The 16074-nt window shown below is 61.4% G+C and carries 13 protein-coding genes and 3 pseudogenes; 8 read left to right on the top strand and 8 right to left on the bottom strand.

Going from position 1 to position 16074, the window contains the following annotated elements; translation table 11 throughout:
- Positions 1-30 precede the first annotated feature (30 nt).
- Positions 31-1833 (top strand): acyl-CoA dehydrogenase, encoded by a 1803-nt coding sequence (locus BLU76_RS08565; RefSeq protein WP_092146712.1) that lies wholly within the window; start codon positions 31-33, stop codon positions 1831-1833.
- A gap of 214 nt (positions 1834-2047) precedes the next feature.
- Here the strand turns inward: BLU76_RS08565 and BLU76_RS08560 are convergent, their stop codons facing one another.
- Positions 2048-2350 carry a cell division protein ZapA gene (locus BLU76_RS08560; RefSeq protein WP_003197073.1) on the bottom strand — a complete coding sequence of 101 codons (303 nt, stop codon included), beginning with the start codon at positions 2348-2350 and terminating at the stop codon, positions 2048-2050.
- Entirely contained in the window at positions 2347-2577 is a 231-nt protein-coding gene (locus tag BLU76_RS08555; RefSeq protein WP_063323244.1) for a hypothetical protein, read from the bottom strand. Before BLU76_RS08555 ends, BLU76_RS08560 begins: the two co-directional genes overlap by 4 nt.
- A 54-nt stretch (positions 2578-2631) precedes the next feature.
- Here BLU76_RS08555 and BLU76_RS32250 point away from each other — a divergent pair.
- The 5 genes and pseudogenes from BLU76_RS32250 to selO all read left to right on the top strand — a co-directional run.
- Positions 2632-3558 (top strand): annotated as a pseudogene (locus tag BLU76_RS32250) (MCP four helix bundle domain-containing protein); the annotation flags it as partial.
- A gap of 30 nt (positions 3559-3588) precedes the next feature.
- Positions 3589-4461 carry a methyl-accepting chemotaxis protein gene (locus tag BLU76_RS32245; protein ID WP_371915037.1) on the top strand — a complete coding sequence of 291 codons (873 nt, stop codon included), beginning with the start codon at positions 3589-3591 and terminating at the stop codon, positions 4459-4461.
- 278 nt (positions 4462-4739) lie between these two features.
- Positions 4740-6482, top strand: a complete 1743-nt coding sequence (locus BLU76_RS08545; protein WP_063323246.1) for a potassium/proton antiporter — start codon at positions 4740-4742, stop codon at positions 6480-6482.
- A gap of 34 nt (positions 6483-6516) precedes the next feature.
- The gene (mscK, locus tag BLU76_RS08540) at positions 6517-9879 is read left to right on the top strand and encodes a mechanosensitive channel MscK (protein WP_092222367.1); all 3363 of its coding nucleotides are present in this window, start codon (positions 6517-6519) and stop codon (positions 9877-9879) included.
- Between the two features lie 37 nt (positions 9880-9916).
- On the top strand, positions 9917-11380 hold the full coding sequence (gene selO, locus BLU76_RS08535) for a protein adenylyltransferase SelO (protein WP_092222365.1): 1464 nt from the start codon (positions 9917-9919) through the stop codon (positions 11378-11380).
- Positions 11381-11617: 237 nt separating this feature from the next.
- Here the strand turns inward: selO and BLU76_RS08530 are convergent.
- The 6 genes and pseudogenes from BLU76_RS08530 to BLU76_RS08505 all read right to left on the bottom strand — a co-directional run.
- Positions 11618-11770: pseudogene (locus BLU76_RS08530) on the bottom strand (type II toxin-antitoxin system HigA family antitoxin); the annotation flags it as partial.
- 271 nt (positions 11771-12041) lie between these two features.
- A pseudogene (locus BLU76_RS08525) lies at positions 12042-12194 on the bottom strand (type II toxin-antitoxin system HigA family antitoxin); the annotation flags it as partial.
- A 271-nt stretch (positions 12195-12465) separates the two neighbouring features.
- The gene (locus tag BLU76_RS08520) at positions 12466-12867 is read right to left on the bottom strand and encodes a helix-turn-helix domain-containing protein (RefSeq protein ID WP_092222363.1); all 402 of its coding nucleotides are present in this window, start codon (positions 12865-12867) and stop codon (positions 12466-12468) included.
- Positions 12864-13160 (bottom strand): type II toxin-antitoxin system HigB family toxin, encoded by a 297-nt coding sequence (locus BLU76_RS08515; RefSeq protein ID WP_053117759.1) that lies wholly within the window; start codon positions 13158-13160, stop codon positions 12864-12866. The genes BLU76_RS08520 and BLU76_RS08515 overlap by 4 nt, the downstream gene beginning before the upstream one ends.
- Before the next feature lie 165 nt (positions 13161-13325).
- A complete protein-coding gene (locus BLU76_RS08510; protein ID WP_092222361.1) occupies positions 13326-13604 on the bottom strand; it encodes a hypothetical protein in 279 nt (92 codons plus the stop codon).
- Between the two features lie 132 nt (positions 13605-13736).
- Positions 13737-14642, bottom strand: a complete 906-nt coding sequence (locus BLU76_RS08505) for a LysR substrate-binding domain-containing protein (RefSeq protein WP_218190046.1) — start codon at positions 14640-14642, stop codon at positions 13737-13739.
- Positions 14643-14849: 207 nt separating this feature from the next.
- On the opposite strand from BLU76_RS08505, the gene ycaC reads away from it, so the two are divergent.
- Positions 14850-15476: an isochorismate family cysteine hydrolase YcaC gene (gene ycaC, locus BLU76_RS08500; protein WP_025211469.1), complete on the top strand. Its 627-nt coding sequence runs from the start codon at positions 14850-14852 to the stop codon at positions 15474-15476.
- Between the two features lie 174 nt (positions 15477-15650).
- A complete protein-coding gene (trxC, locus tag BLU76_RS08495) occupies positions 15651-16073 on the top strand; it encodes a thioredoxin TrxC (RefSeq protein ID WP_092222359.1) in 423 nt (140 codons plus the stop codon).
- The last annotated feature ends 1 nt before the right edge of the window (position 16074 follow it).

Below are 16074 nucleotides of genomic sequence, written 5' to 3'. Positions count from 1 at the left end.
TCGGCCCATCCCAAAAAAAGGTAAGCCGCCATGTCCGAGACGCTGCTCAGTTCCCGCAATCTGGCTTTCGAGCTGTATGAAGTCCTCGATGCCGAGGGCCTGACCCAGCGCGAGCGGTTCGCCGAACACAATCGCGAAACCTTCGACGCGGCCCTCGCGACGGCGCGAAACATCGCCGAGAAATTTTTTGCCCCCCACAATCGCAAGAATGACGAAAACGAACCGCGCTACGAGAACGGCGAGGCGATTCTGATTCCCGAGGTGAAACCGGCGGTGGATGCCTTCCTCGAGGCGGGCTTTCTCAACGCCGCACGCAGTTTCGAGGCAGGCGGCATGCAACTGCCGACGTTGCTGTCCCAGGCCTGCTTCGCGCACTTCCAGTCGGCCAACGCCGCGTCCACGTCTTATCCGTTCCTGACCATGGGCGCGGCGAACCTGATCGAAAGCTTCGGCAGCGAAGAACAGAAAAGACGCTTCCTGCAACCGATGATCGACGGTCGTTTCTTCGGCACCATGGCCCTGACCGAACCCCATGCAGGCTCTTCGCTGGCGGATATTCGTACGCGTGCAGAGCCGGCATCCGATGGCACCTATCGACTCAAGGGCAACAAGATCTTCATTTCCGGCGGCGATCATCCGTTGTCGGAAAACATCGTGCACATGGTCCTGGCGAAATTACCGGACGCGCCGCCGGGTGTGAAAGGCATTTCGCTGTTTATCGTGCCCAAGTTCCTGGTCAACGATGACGGCAGCCTCGGCCAGCGTAACGACGTGCTGTTGGCCGGGCTGTTCCACAAGATGGGCTGGCGCGGCACCACCTCCACCGCGCTGAACTTCGGCGACAACGGCGCGTGTGTCGGTTACCTCGTAGGTAAACCGCACCACGGCCTGAGCTACATGTTCCAGATGATGAACGAGGCGCGGATCGGCGTCGGCATGGGCGCTGTAATGCTGGGTTACGCCGGCTACTTGTATTCCCTGGAATACGCTCGCGAACGCCCACAGGGCCGGGTGCCCGACAGCAAGGACCCGACCACCGCCCCGGTGGCGATCATCCAGCACGCCGACGTGCGCCGCATGCTGCTGACCCAGAAGGCCTACGTTGAAGGTTCGTTTGACCTGGGCCTGTACGCGGCGCGCTTGTTCGACGACACCACCACCCTGGAAAGCGAAGCCGAGCGCAGACGCGCCCATGAGCTGCTGGACCTGCTGACCCCGATCGTCAAATCCTGGCCCTCTGAGTTCTGCCTGAAGGCCAACGAGCTGGCGATCCAGATTCTGGGGGGCCACGGCTACACCCGCGAATACCCAGTGGAGCAGTATTACCGCGACAATCGCCTGAACCCCATCCATGAAGGCACCCACGGCATCCAGTCCCTGGACCTGCTGGGGCGAAAACTGGCGCAGAACGGCGGTGCCGGGCTCAAGCAACTGGTCCGCCTGGTGGCCGACACCACCGAACGCGCCCAGGCGCACCCATCGTTAACGCCGTTGCGCCAACCACTGGAAGCCCTCGTGGCACGCCTGCAAACCGTCACCCTCGGACTGCTGACGGACCTGGCCCAGGGCAAGGTGAACAGCAGCCTGGCCAACTCGGCCCTGTACCTCAAAGTGTTTGGCCATATGGTGATTGGCTGGCGCTGGCTGGAACAGGCGATCCGTGCCGAGGAGGGCCTGGCCAAGGGGAATACCGCGGACAGCGACTTCTATAAAGGCAAGCTGCAAGCGGCGCGCTACTTCCTGACCTGGGAAGTGCCGGGTTGTCATCATGAGCTGGCGATTCTCGAAGCGCGGGATGATACGTGCCTGGGGATGCGGGATGAGTGGTTCTGAGCCAGCTTGGTGCGGCAGACATCCAATCGCGAGCAGGCTCGCTTCCACAAGGGGTTCCAAGTGGACGCGACATCTGCGTTCCCCACCGATCCATTGTGGGAGCGAGCTTGCTCGCCATAGCAGTGTTTCAGCCAACACACAGGTAGCTGGGCTGACGCCATCGCGAGCAAGCTCGCTCCCACACAAGCCCCACAGTCAACATTCGCTAACCGATTCAGGCCTGCTGGATCGTCTTGGCAATCACATCGACCGTGGCGCTGACTTGCTCTTGGTAACGGTCGAGTTCCGCTTGATGTTGCTTCTGCATTTCCATCTGCTGCGAACACAGGTTCATGGCCGCCAGCACCAGCAGGCGATCACCGATCAGCGTCGGGTATTTCCTTTTCGTATCGGCCAGTGCAGCCTTGAGCATCGAAGCGGCGTCCAACAGGGCCTGTTCCTGCCCGGCTGGCGCTTTGATTGAATAGTCTTCTCCCAGGATCGAGATGACTGTCACCCCATCGGCGCCGTGCTTCATGCGCTGACAGGACCGGCGCTGGCGCGCTCGATCAGGGCCTGGATGCGGGCCGCGGTGGTGCCGTGCAGTTCTTCCTGTTCCATCAGGCTCAGTTGCAGGCTTTCGTTTTCATCCTTGGCCTTGGCAAGCTCGGTGTTCAGGGTTTCGTTCAGGCCGGTGAGGTGACGGTTCTGTTGCACCAGGTCATTGACCAGTTGCTCCAGTTGGCTGAGGGATGTTTCCAACATGTTGATTTCCAGGCTTTTTCAAGGGGCGCGTACGATAAAGAAAAGTCACTGCCAATGCCACGCTTTACGGGGTGGCAGGGCTTTCCAGCGAGCTTTAGAGACTGCGAATGGGGAATCTGGTTCCGACCCTTCGTCGCACCGCCACCTTTGCTCCGTGACAAAAACACGCATGTCACTCAAGACTTTAGTCGTATGACCGATAAGTCAGGGAACAGCAGTCACAGCCCCGCACGGACGCGTCTATTTCCGGTACTTTCCATGTCCCTACGTAATATGAACATCGCGCCCCGGGCATTCCTGGGGTTTGCCCTGATCGGCGCCCTGATGCTGGCCCTTGGGGTATTTGCCCTGACCCAGATGAGCACCATCCGCGCATCTGGCGAAAGCATCGCCCGCAACAGCGTGCCCAGCATCAAGGCCCTGGATGAGTTCACCCAGCTCACCCTGCGCCTGCGGGTGCTGTCCTATCGCTTGCTGACCAACCGCGAACCGGACATCCAGCAGAAAACCTACGATCTGTTCGAGCAGCGCAACCAGCAGATCCGCGCGGCCCAGGCTACCTATGAAAAGCTGATCAGCGCCCCGGAAGAACGGGCTGCCTACGATCAATACGTGCAACTGCTGGGACAATACCGTCAGCTTGAAGATCGGATGAAAACCCTGTCGCGCAACAATCAGATCGAAGATCTGCGGGCTTTGCTCAACACCGAGCTGTTGAGCAACTCCGAAGCCATCAACGCGGTACTCGGCCGCCTGCTGGAAATCAATAACCAACAAGCCGACGCTTTTAATCGGGGCGCAGAGCAACAATATTCAAGAGCCTTCAATTTGGTTGTCACCCTGCTGCTCATCGCCACCGGCCTGACCCTGCTGTTCGCCTGGCTGCTGACCAACAGCATCACCAAACCGATCGCCAACGCCCTGGACGCTGCCGAAGAAATCGCCAAGGGCAACCTGACTCGACCGATTGTCGTCGATGGCAGCGACGAAGCCGGTCGCCTGCTGCGGGCAATGTCGACCATGCAGGAAAAACTGCGCGACACCTTGCAGCGGATCTCCGGCTCGGCCACACAACTGGCCTCCGCCGCCGAAGAACTCAACAGTGTCACCGATGAAAGCGCCCGTGGCCTGACCCAGCAGAACAACGAAATCGAACAGGCCGCCACCGCAGTCAATGAAATGACCAGCGCCGTGGAGGAAGTCGCGCGCAATGCAGTGAGCACCTCCGAAGCATCGAAAAACGCCACCACCTCCGCAGGCGACGGTCGCGACCTGGTGCAGGAAACCGTCAGCGCCATCGAACGCATGAGCGCCGATGTGCAGGGCACCGCGGCGTTGATCGGCAACCTGGCCAATGAGTCCCGTGACATCGGCAAGGTGCTGGACGTGATCCGCGGCCTGGCCGACCAGACCAACCTGCTTGCCCTGAACGCCGCCATCGAAGCCGCCCGTGCCGGTGAGGCCGGTCGTGGTTTTGCCGTGGTGGCCGACGAAGTCCGCGCCCTGGCCCATCGCACCCAGCAGTCGACCAGCGAGATCGAACGCATGATCGGCAGCATCCAGAGCGGCACCGAACACGCCGTGGATTCGATGCGCAACAGCACCGAGCGCGCCGAGTCGACGCTGAACATCGCCCGCGGCGCCGGCATGTCCCTGGACACTATCAACACCGCCATCGTCGAGATCAACGAACGCAACCTGGTGATTGCCAGCGCCGCCGAAGAGCAGGCCCAAGTGGCCCGTGAAGTGGACCGCAACCTGGTGAACATCCGCGACCTGTCGGTGCAATCGGCCACCGGCGCCAACCAGACCAGCGCCGCCAGTGCGGAACTGTCGCGCCTGGCCGTGGACTTGAACAACATGGTTGGGCGGTTCAGCCTGTAACCCACTAACGGTTGATCGTCCACAGACCGTGAGCGATCAACCCTCCAGCTTTTGTGGCGAGGGATCTTGCTCCCGCTGGGCTGCGAAGCGGCCCCAGGACCTCAAAAGCGACGACTGCTTCGCAGCCGAGCGGGAGCAAGCTCCCTCGCCACGGTATGATCAGCTCCCCTCCCTCCCAACCTTTTTTGACAGCATCACATTTCAACAGGTTAGAATCGCTGGCACGCAGACTGCATGGTCAGTCTGCGCCCGCCCTTAGCTTTCCCGGAGTACTGCCATTGACTGCTACGACCATCAACAGCCTGTTCTTGATCGGCGCGTTGCTGGTAGGTGCGAGCATCCTGGTCAGTTCCCTTTCGTCCCGCCTGGGCATCCCGATCCTGGTGATCATCCTGGCCGTGGGCATGGTGGCCGGTGTCGACGGCGCCGGTATTCTTTTCGATAACTACGCCACGGCTTATCTGGTCGGCAACCTCGCCTTGGCCGTCATCCTGCTGGACGGCGGCTTGCGCACGCGAGTCTCGAGCTTTCGCGTCGCACTGTGGCCAGCGTTGTCGCTGGCCACGGTCGGTGTGCTGATCACCACCGGGCTGACCGGCCTGGCGGCGGCGTGGCTGTTCAACCTGAACCTGATCCAGGGCCTGCTGATCGGCGCCATCGTCGGCTCGACCGATGCCGCGGCGGTGTTCTCGCTGCTGGGCGGCAAGGGCCTGAACGAACGGGTCAGCGCCACCCTCGAGATCGAGTCCGGCAGCAACGACCCCATGGCGGTGTTCCTCACTGTCACCCTGATCGGCATGCTCGCCAGTGGCGAAACCGGCTTGCACTGGAGCCTGCTGGGGCATCTGGTGCGCGAGTTCGGCATCGGCGCGGTGATCGGCCTGGGCGGTGGCTGGCTGATGTTGCAACTGGTCAATCGCATCAACCTGGCCAACGGCCTGTACCCGATCCTGGTCATCAGCGGCGGCCTGGCGGTATTCGCCTTGACCAACGCCCTGCACGGCAGCGGCTTCCTCGCGGTATACCTGTGCGGCCTGGTGATCGGCAACCGTCCGGTGCGCAGCCGCCACGGCATCCTGCACATGCTCGATGGCATGGCCTGGCTGGCACAGATCGGCATGTTCCTGGTGCTAGGGCTGCTGGTCACGCCTCATGACCTGCTGCCCATCGCCCTGCCCGCCCTGGGTCTGGCGCTGTGGATGATTCTGTTTGCACGGCCCCTGTCGGTCATGGTGGGCCTGTTGCCATTCAAGGCATTCCACGGTCGCGAAAAAGCTTTTATCTCCTGGGTCGGCCTGCGCGGCGCGGTGCCGATCATCCTCGCGGTGTTCCCGTTGATGGCTGGCCTGCCTCACGCCCAGCTCTATTTCAACCTGGCGTTCTTTATCGTGCTGGTCTCGCTGCTGGTGCAGGGCACCAGCCTGCCGTGGGTCGCCAAGCTGCTGCACGTGACCGTCCCGCCGGAGCCCCTGCCGATTTCCCGGGCGGCGCTGGAAGTCCATGTCACCAGCGAGTGGGAGCTATTCATCTATCGCCTGGGCGCGGAAAAATGGTGCATCGGCTCGCCCCTGCGGGACCTGAAAATGCCCGATGGCACCCGCATCGCGGCACTGTTTCGGGGCCAGCAACTGCTCCATCCGTCGGGCAGTACGGTGCTGGAAGTCGGTGATTTGCTGTGTGTTATCGGCCATGAACACGACTTGCCAGCCCTTGGAAAACTGTTCAGCCAAGCGCCGCAGCGGGGCCTGGATCTGCGTTTCTTCGGCGACTTCGTACTCGAAGGAGACGCCCAGCTGGCCGCGGTTGCGGCGTTGTACGGGTTGCAACTGGACGGCATCGATCCGGACATGTCCCTGGGGCGCTTCATCGCTCAGAAAGTCGGTGGCGCGCCGGTGGTCGGCGACCAGGTGGAATGGAATAACACCCTGTGGACCGTCGCGGTCATGGACGGGAACAAGATAGGCAAAGTGGGCGTCAGATTCCCCGAAGGAAGTCGCCCGGGTCCCGGCTTGTTCCTCTAAACTGCTCCCACTCTCACTTGCTTGACCGGTCTCTATGCCTACCCTGCGCTCCTTTATCACCATCGCCCTGCTGGGCCTGAGTCTTTCCATCTGCACGCTGCAAGCCGCTGAACCGCTGACCAGCGCCTCGGTAGAAGCCAGCCTGGACAAGATCGCCGACCGCAAACTGCCGGAAGCCGAGCAGAAGGCCTTGCAGGCGGTGCTGCAAAACACCCTGACCCAGCTCAACAATAAGGCCGACTACGAACAGAAGCTGCTCGCCCTCAAGCAGCAATTGGCCACCGCCCCCAAGCAGAACATCGAAAACCAGCGCGAACTGGCGCGGCTCAAGGGCACCACGGTGGTGCCGGTGGCGCAACGCTACGCCAACCTGCCGATTCCCCAGCTCGAACAAATGCTGACGGACCGCTCCAGCCAGCAGAGCGACCTGCAAAAAGCCCTGGCCGACGCCAACAGCCTGATCATCACCGCCCAGACCCGTCCCGAGCGGGCCCAGGCGGAAATTTCCAGCAGCCAGACCCGCATCCAGCAGATCAACGCCATCCTCAAGGCCGGCCGGGATGCCGGCAAGACCCTGAGTGGCGAGCAACGCGACCAGCTCACCGCCGAGCTGGCGGCCCTCAATGCGCTGATTCCGCTGCGCCGCCAGGAACTCGCCGGCAACAGCCAACTGCAGGACCTGGGCAACGGCCAGCACGACTTGCTGATGGAAAAAATCGCCCGCATGGAGCAGGAAATCCAGGACCTGCAAAACCTGATCAACCAGAAGCGCCTGGCCCAGTCCCAGGAGACAGTGACCCAGCAATCCATCGAAGCCCAGAAGGCCGGTGGCAGCAGCTTGCTGGCGACCGAGAGCGCGGCCAACCTGAAGCTCTCCGACTACCTGCTCAAAAGCACCGACCGCCTCAACGAGGTCACCCAACAGAACCTGCAGACCAAGCAACTGCTGGACAGCGTGACCCAGACCGACGCGGCACTGGACGAGCAGATCAGCGTGCTCAAGGGCAGCCTGCTGCTCTCCAAGATTCTCTACAAGCAGCGCCAGACCTTGCCGCGCCTCAAGCTGGACCAGAACCTGGCCGACCAGATCGCCGACATCCGCCTGTACCAGTTCGAAGTCAGCCAGCAACGTGAACTGCTGAACAACCCCAGCGCCTACGTCGACAGCCTGCTGGCCTCCCAGCCCTCGGAACAAGTCACCCCGCAACTGCGCAAGACCTTGCTGGAACTGGCCCTGACCCGTGTCGACCTGCTGGAACGGCTGAACCGTGAGTTGAGCGCAGTGCTCAACGAATCGATCACCTTGCAGCTCAACCAGAAACAGCTGCTCAGCACCGCCCAGAACCTGCGGGCGACCCTCGAAGAGCAGATGTTCTGGATTCCCAGCAACAAACCGCTGGATTTCGAATGGATGCGTGCGGTGCCGACGCGCCTGGAAAAACAGATCGACTCGCTGCCCTGGGCTTCGAGCCTCAGTGAACTGGCCGATGGCCTGACCCAGCGGCCACTGCTGTTCCTGCCCCTGGCGCTGCTGATTGGGGCGTTGCTGTGGCGGCGCAAGAATCTCTATGCTCGCCTGAACAAGGTTCACCAGGACGTCGGTCACTTCAAGCGCGACAGCCAGTGGCACACCCCCCAGGCTATCCTGATCAATATCCTGCTGGCGATGCCGGTGGCCCTGGCACTGACCCTCTGCGGCTACGCCTTGCAGATCGACGCCCGCGGCCAGAACGCCAACCTCGGTGCGGCGCTGCTGCAGATCGGCCAGGCCTGGCTGGTGTTCTACACGGCCTATCGCGTGCTGGCCCCCGGCGGCGTGGCCGAGTTGCATTTCCGCTGGGAGAAACCCCAGGTCGAATTCCTCCAGGGCTGGATTCGCCGGCTCGGGCTGGTGGTGCTGGCGTTGGTGGCTGTGGTGGCCGTGGCCGAGTTGCAACCCTCGACCCTGGCCGATGACGTGCTCGGCATGCCGGTAGTGCTGACCTGCTACGCGCTGATGGCGTGGTTACTCAGCCGTCTGCTGCTGAGCAGCCCAACCCACAAGAACACTTCGTTGTTCCGCAAGGCGGTCGGGGTGCTGTTCACCGCGCTGCCGATCGCGCTGTTCGTGGCGGTGTGCTTCGGCTACTACTACACCGCGCTGAAACTCAGCGATCGATTGATCAACACCCTGTACCTGCTGATGTTCTGGCTGGTGATCGAGGCCACCTTCGTCCGTGGCCTGTCGGTCGCGGCGCGGCGCCTGGCCTACCAGCGCGCGCTGGCCAAGCGTCAGGCGGCCAAGGAGGCCGGCGACGGCGAAGCGGTGATCGAAGAGCCGACACTGGATATCGAGAAGGTCAACGAACAGTCCCTGCGCCTGATCCGCCTGGCCTTGCTGGGCGGCTTCATCGCCGCGCTGTACTGGGTCTGGTCGGACCTGATCAGCGTGTTCTCGTACCTGGACAACATCACCCTCTACGAATACACCAGCGGCACTGGCGCCAACATGAGCATGGTGCCCATCAGCATCGGCGACATGCTCGGCGCGCTGATCATCATCGGCATCACCTTCGCCCTGGCGCGCAACCTGCCGGGCCTGCTGGAAGTGTTCGTGCTGTCGAAGCTGAACCTGGCCCAGGGCAGCGCCTACGCCACCACTACGTTGCTGTCCTATGTGATCGCCGGTGTCGGTTTCGTCACCACCCTGTCCACCCTCGGCGTGAGCTGGGACAAACTGCAATGGCTGGTGGCCGCGCTGTCGGTGGGCCTGGGCTTCGGCATGCAGGAGATCTTCGCCAACTTCATCTCCGGGATCATGATCCTGTTCGAGCGCCCGGTGCGCATCGGCGACACCATCACCATCGGCAACCTGTCGGGCACGGTCAGCAAGATCCGCATCCGCGCGACCACCATCACCGACTTCGACCGCAAGGACATCATCGTCCCGAACAAGACCTTCATCACCGGGCAACTGATCAACTGGTCGCTGACCGACACCGTCACCCGGGTAACCCTGAAACTGGGCGTGGACTACGGCTCGGACCTGGACCGGGTGCGTGAGTTGCTGCTCAAGGCCGCACGCGACAACCCACGGGTGCTGAAGGAACCGGAGCCGATCGTGTACTTCCTGAACTTTGGTGAAAGCACTCTCGACCATGAGCTGCGCATGCACGTACGCGACCTCGGTGACCGCAACCCGGTACTGGACGAGATCAACCGCTTCATCAACCGTGAGTTCAAGAAGGAGCACATCAACATCTCCTTCCGGCAGATGGAAATCTATCTGAAGAACCTGCAAGGCCAGGAATACAAACTGGTGCCTGCCGAGCCCGACAAAAAGACCATCACGCCCGTGCCGTCGGCTGTCGCCAGCATCAAGCCGGTGCCTGAGCCGCCGCAAGGCACACTCGACTGATTGCGGGTTGCCTGCGGGCGTCCCGCCGGAGACGGCCATGAAAACGCTGGAAACCCTGACCTTCGATAACCGTTTCGCCCGCCTGGGCGACGGTTTCTCGACCCACGTGCTGCCCGAGCCCATCGACAATCCACGGCTGGTGGTCGCCAGCCCGGCGGCCATGGCGTTGCTGGACCTGGACCCGGCAGAAGCCCAGGCACCGCTGTTCGCCGAGATCTTTGGCGGCCACAAGCTCTGGGCCGAAACCGAGCCACGGGCGATGGTGTATTCCGGGCATCAGTTCGGTCACTACAACCCACAACTGGGCGACGGTCGAGGATTGCTGCTGGGCGAGGTGTACAACGAGGCGGGCGAGCACTGGGACCTGCACCTCAAGGGTGCCGGCCAGACGCCGTTTTCACGGATGGGCGACGGGCGCGCGGTGCTGCGCTCCTCGATCCGCGAATTCCTCGCCTCCGAAGCCCTGCACGCCCTCGGTATCCCCACCACCCGGGCCTTGTGTGTGATCGGCTCGGACACCCCGGTGTGGCGGGAAAAGCAGGAACGCGCCGCCATGGTGCTGCGCCTGGCCCCCAGCCATGTGCGCTTCGGGCATTTCGAATATTTCTACTACACCAAGAAGCCCGAGCTGCACGCGGCCCTCGCCGAGCATGTGCTGAACCTGCACTTTGCCGAGTGCCGTGAACAACCGGAGCCGTACCTGTCGATGTTCCGCGAAATCGTCGAGCGCAACGCCGAGCTGATTGCCAAATGGCAGGCCTACGGTTTCTGCCATGGCGTGATGAACACCGACAACATGTCGATCCTGGGCATCACCTTCGACTTCGGGCCGTTCGCCTTCCTTGATGACTTCGACGCCAACTTCATCTGCAACCACTCTGATGACCAGGGCCGTTACTCGTTCAGCAACCAGGTGCCCATCGGCCAATGGAACCTCAGCGCCCTGGCCCAGGCCTTGACGCCGTTCATCAGCGTCGAAGCCCTGCGTGAGACCCTCGGTTTGTACTTGCCGCTGTACCAGGCCCACTACCTGGACCTGATGCGCCGCCGCCTCGGCCTGAGCCGAGCCGAAGAAGACGACCAGAAACTGCTGGAGCGCTTGCTGCAATTGATGCAGAACAGCGGCGTCGACTACAGCCTGTTCTTCCGCCGACTGGGCGACCAAGCTCCCGAGCAGGCCGTCGCGACCCTGCGCGATGACTTCGTCGACCTGAAGGGCTTCGATGCCTGGGGCCAATTGTATGTTGCCCGCGTCAACCGCGAAGGCCCCGTCGATCAAGACCAACGCCGCGCACGCATGCACGCCGTCAACCCGCTGTACGTGCTACGCAACTACCTGGCGCAGAAAGCCATCGACGCCGCCGAATCAGGCGACTACGACGAAGTACGCCGCCTGCATACCGTGCTGAGCAAACCGTTCGAAGAGCAACCGGGCATGGACAGCTACGCGCAACGTCCGCCGGAGTGGGGCAAGCACCTGGAGATCAGTTGCTCGTCGTAACGCGGCGCCACGGCTGAAAGAAACCACCCGCCCAACACATACCTGTCTGGATCGCAGAGATGACTACCCTGTGGCGAGGGGATTTATCCCCGCTGGGCTGCGCAGCAGCCCCAACACAGGCAACGCGGTGCAACAGATGAACCGCGTCAGCCGGGTTACGACTGCTTCGCAGCCGAGCGGGGATAAATCCCCTCGCCACAAAAGCAGGTCGGTATTTCGCAGCGCTACACCGATCCATCAAATGAAGGTTTCCACCGATACACCGAAGCGCTCGGCCAGCCAGCGGATCTGCCTCAAATTGAGCTGACGCTTACCGCTCAAAACTTCCGATACCACCGACTGGGTACCAACGCCCGGCAAGTCGCTCTGGCTCATGCCATGTTCACGGAGTGTGGCAAGCGCCTGGAGATCAGTTGCTCGTCGTAACCCAGCCCCTCGGCTGAAATCACCTTCTCGCCCAACACATAACTGTTTGGGAGCAGGGTTAACCCTGTGGCGAGGGAGCTTGCTCCCGCTGGGCGGCGCAGCCGCCCCAAGAAGGACTGACGCGGTCTTCCAGGCAGACCGCGTCAACCGGTTTTACGACGGCTGCGCCGCCGAGCGGGAGCAAGCTCCCTCGCCACAAAAGCAGGTCGGTATTTCACTGGGCTATACCGAACCATCAAATGAAGGTTTCCGCCGATACACCGAAGCGCTCGGCCAGCCAGCGGATCTGCCTCAAATTGAGCTGACGCTTACCGCTCAAAACTTCCGATACCACCGACTGAGTACCAACGCCCGGCAAGTCGCTCTGGCTCATGCCATGTTCACGGAGTGTGGCAAGCGCCTGGAGATCAGTTGCTCGTCGTAACCCAGCCCCTCGGCTGAAATCACCTTCTCGCCCAACACATAACTGTTTGGGAGCAGGGTTAACCCTGTGGCGAGGGAGCTTGCTCCCGCTGGGCGGCGCAGCCGCCCCAAGAAGGACTGACGCGGTCTTCCAGGCAGACCGCGTCAACCGGTTTTACGACGGCTGCGCCGCCGAGCGGGAGCAAGCTCCTTCGCCACAAAAGCAGGTCGGTATTTCACTGGGCTATACCGAACCATCAAATGAAGGTTTCCGCCGATACACCGAAGCGCTCGGCCAGCCAGCGGATCTGCCTCAAATTGAGCTGACGCTTACCGCTCAAAACTTCCGATACCACCGACTGAGTACCAACGCCCGGCAAGTCGCTCTGGCTCATGCCATGTTCACGCATCAGGTAACGCAGCGCCTCGACGCCGCTCGCCTTGGGCATTGGTCGGTGCTGCTGGTCCCATGCCTCGATCCATTCGCCGATGATATCCACCAGGCTCATGAGAGGATGGGTTTCGTCTTCGCCCACCAACACCAACAGCTCATCAAGAGCACTCGCCAATCGGTCATAATCCTCTTCGCTCCTGGGCTTACGCAGCAGGGGCGACACAAACTCCCAATGGGCAGCGACTTGTTCAATCAGTGCACTCATCCCTTTTCCTCCTTCCACTTGCCTCTGTCGTATTCCCGATGGTCAAGCACGCATTTGATATACAGACGCTGTGCTCGGTATCGAATCACCGCAATCAGCCGCAACTTGTTTCCACCGATGTCAAACACATGCAGCGGACCGACCTTATCGGTTGCCGGAAATATGGATTTCATCGCCGCGAAATCAGCCGGGCTATTGCGCTTGATCAGCCGATACCATTGATCCAACGCATTCGCTGAATGTGGCCATTTCTCCTTGGCCTCCCAAATGCGTTTCTCAGTGATCACATGCATGCAACGTCCTTATCGCATTTTGCTATGGGGAAGTTAAACACAAATCTGGCGCATCGCAAATTGCGATAGCGCCAGTTAGACAAATGGTTAGCTCTTGCTGGTTTCCAGCCTAGTCGCCAAAAGATTTAGGTCTCGGTAAGAAATGTGAGCAGATATGAGTCCTGCTCACCCAACCTTATCGTTCCCCTGCTCAGGCGTCTCGATCCCCGGCTCCGCCTCTTCACCCCCCTTCTCCTTGGGTTTGGCCGCTGGTTTTTCCTCGGGATAACCGGGCATGCCGCGGGCGTCTTCGGGGGTCAGCTCGTCCCGGTCGTGGCGGCGGTCGGTGGCGTAGGGCGGGGCGGCGTTGGGGTCTTCGTCGCGGCCGGCGGTGCCGAGGACGAAGCCGTCGTCATTGGGGTTGTCCACGGCCTGTGGGGTGTCTGGGTCTTGAGGATTGCTCATGGGACCTCCGGGTTGCGAACAGGTACGTTGTGGTTTTTTGAGGGCCTGGCGTGCATTGAGTGCAACGCACCTGATGAATGGCAGCCTGGCTAGCCGCCCTTCACCGCAGACAAAAAACCAACGAGCCCGGCCCTATGCCATATCGCTATGACTGAATTCCTCGGCCAGGAAATCGATCAGCGTACGTACCGACGGCAGCAATCCGCGCCGTGAGGCGAAGATCGCATGAACGATGCCGCATTTAGGCGTCCAGCCCGGCACCAGTTCCACCAGCCGGCCAGCCGCGATGTCTTCACGCACCACCACGGTGGGCAGGTGAGCGATGCCGATGCCGGCCAACACGGCGTGACGCAGGGCCAGCAGGTCGTCGGTGACCATGCGCGGTTCATGACGGATCAATGCGCGACTGCCGTCCGGGCCGAACAATTCCCACTGATATTCCCGCTGCGCCCCGCCCCAATGCACGCTCGGCAGGCCGTTGAGGTCCGCCGGCGAAGCGGGTGAAGACAAGCGCTCAAGGTAAGCCGGGCTGCCCACCAGGCATTGGGTGCTGTTGCTCAGCACTTTCATGACCATGTCGGTGTTTTCCAGCGGCGGAAAGCGCACCCGCAAGGCGATATCGAACCCTTCATGGATCAGATCCACCCGGCGGTTGGTGCTCTCGATGAACAACTCCACCCGTGGGTACTTGAGCATGTAGCGGGTCAGCATCGGCCCGACCCAACTGTTGAGCAGCGCCGTCGGGCAACTGATGCGTACCAGCCCCTGGGGTTCGGAACGGTTGCGTTCGATCACTTCCGCCGCGCTCTCGGCTTCGACCCGCATCGCCAGGCAACGCTGGTAATAGGCCTGGCCGATCTCCGTCAGCGTGCAGTGGCGGCTGGTGCGATGGAGCAAGCGCACCCCGAGCCGATCTTCCAACTGGGCGATACGCCGACTGAGTTTGGACTTTGGCATGTCCAGCGCCCGGCCAGCAGCGGCGAACCCACGGTGCTCCACGACCTGGGTGAAGTAGTAAAGCGTGTTGAGGTCTTCGATGATCGTTCTCCAAATAGAACGCTAAGGCTAATTTTCGCAGTCTAGCGCATCAAAGGTGCCAGTTTTAATCTACACCCATCGAAACGCAACACGGATTGAAGCCGGGGCGCTTCGACCGGATGAGTCACCGATCAATCGCTGCACCGACATTGAAAACCTTAACCACGCCGACACCTTCGGCAACCAAAACTTGATGAGGACTACGCCATGACCACTTCCTACAACCGCCTCGACAAAGATAACGCCGCCGTTCTGCTGGTCGATCACCAAGCCGGCCTGCTGTCTCTGGTACGCGATATCGACCCGGACCGCTTCAAGAACAACGTGCTGGCCCTGGCCGACCTGGCGAAGTACTTCCAACTGCCGACCATCCTCACCACCAGCTTCGAAACCGGCCCCAACGGCCCGTTGATGCCCGAGCTCAAGACCCTGTTCCCGGACGCGCCGTACATCGCTCGCCCTGGCCAGATCAACGCCTGGGACAACGAAGATTTCGTCAAGGCGATCAAGGCCACCGGCAAGAAGCAACTGATCATCGCCGGTGTGGTCACCGAAGTCTGCGTAGCCTTCCCGGCACTGTCGGCCCTGGCCGAAGGTTTCGACGTGTTCGTGGTCACCGATGCGTCCGGCACGTTCAACGAGCTGACCCGTCAATCGGCCTGGGACCGCATGTCGTCCTCGGGTGCGCAACTGATGACCTGGTTCGGCCTGGCCTGTGAACTGCACCGCGACTGGCGCAACGACGTGGAAGGGCTGGCGACCTTGTTCTCCAACCACATCCCGGACTACCGCAACCTGATGACCAGCTACAACACGTTGACCAACGCTAAATAACAGCCTCACCGATATACCCTTGTGGGAGCGAGCTTGCTCGCGATAGCGGTCTGACAGTCGATCCAGTATCTGACTGATACACCGCCATCGCGAGCAAGCTCGCTCCCACAGGTTTTTGTGGTGATTTCTATATAGTGTTCAATCTGTGCCCATGATTTTCTGGAGACCGACCTGATGCTGATCCCCTGCCCCCATTGCAACGGGCTCAATCGCATACCCGCCGAACGCCTGGGCGACCAACCCAAATGCGGGCGCTGCAAAGCCCAGGTGTTATTGAACAAACCGTTCGAACTCAAGCAAGGCGACTACACCAGCCAGATCAAAGGCGACCTGCCATTGCTGGTGGATGTATGGGCCGATTGGTGTGGGCCGTGCAAGTCCTTCGCCCCGGTGTTCGAACAGGCCGCCGCGCAACTGACGGGCAAATGCCGCTTGGCCAAGCTCGACAGCGAGGCCAATCAGCAGTTATCGGCACAGTTGGGGATCCGCTCGATTCCCAGCCTGATTCTGTTCAAGGATGGCCGGGAAGTGGCGCGCCAGAGTGGGGCGCTGCCGTTGCCGCAGTTGATGGCTTGGTTGCGCAGCCAGGGGATTTGAA

It is taken from the genome of Pseudomonas sp. NFACC08-1 (genome assembly GCF_900106735.1).
Classification (GTDB): Bacteria; Pseudomonadota; Gammaproteobacteria; order Pseudomonadales; family Pseudomonadaceae; genus Aquipseudomonas; species Aquipseudomonas fluorescens_Q.
The sequence above is the reverse complement of the archived record's forward strand: the minus strand, read 5'-3'. Positions and strand labels throughout refer to the sequence as shown.

Bases quoted from the DNA above. Each gene is read 5' to 3' on its own strand.
- BLU76_RS08520 (WP_092222363.1), bottom strand. From the start codon at position 12,867: ATGAGTGCACTGATTGAACAAGTCGCTGCCCATTGGGAGTTTGTGTCG.
- selO (WP_092222365.1), top strand. From the start codon at position 9,917: ATGAAAACGCTGGAAACCCTGACCTTCGATAACCGTTTCGCCCGCCTG.
- BLU76_RS08560 (WP_003197073.1), bottom strand. From the start codon at position 2,350: ATGAAGCACGGCGCCGATGGGGTGACAGTCATCTCGATCCTGGGAGAA.
- BLU76_RS08515 (WP_053117759.1), bottom strand. From the start codon at position 13,160: ATGCATGTGATCACTGAGAAACGCATTTGGGAGGCCAAGGAGAAATGG.
- ycaC (WP_025211469.1), top strand. From the start codon at position 14,850: ATGACCACTTCCTACAACCGCCTCGACAAAGATAACGCCGCCGTTCTG.
- BLU76_RS08510 (WP_092222361.1), bottom strand. From the start codon at position 13,604: ATGAGCAATCCTCAAGACCCAGACACCCCACAGGCCGTGGACAACCCC.
- trxC (WP_092222359.1), top strand. From the start codon at position 15,651: ATGCTGATCCCCTGCCCCCATTGCAACGGGCTCAATCGCATACCCGCC.
- BLU76_RS32245 (WP_371915037.1), top strand. From the start codon at position 3,589: ATGTCGACCATGCAGGAAAAACTGCGCGACACCTTGCAGCGGATCTCC.
- BLU76_RS08565 (WP_092146712.1), top strand. From the start codon at position 31: ATGTCCGAGACGCTGCTCAGTTCCCGCAATCTGGCTTTCGAGCTGTAT.
- BLU76_RS08555 (WP_063323244.1), bottom strand. From the start codon at position 2,577: ATGTTGGAAACATCCCTCAGCCAACTGGAGCAACTGGTCAATGACCTG.
- mscK (WP_092222367.1), top strand. From the start codon at position 6,517: ATGCCTACCCTGCGCTCCTTTATCACCATCGCCCTGCTGGGCCTGAGT.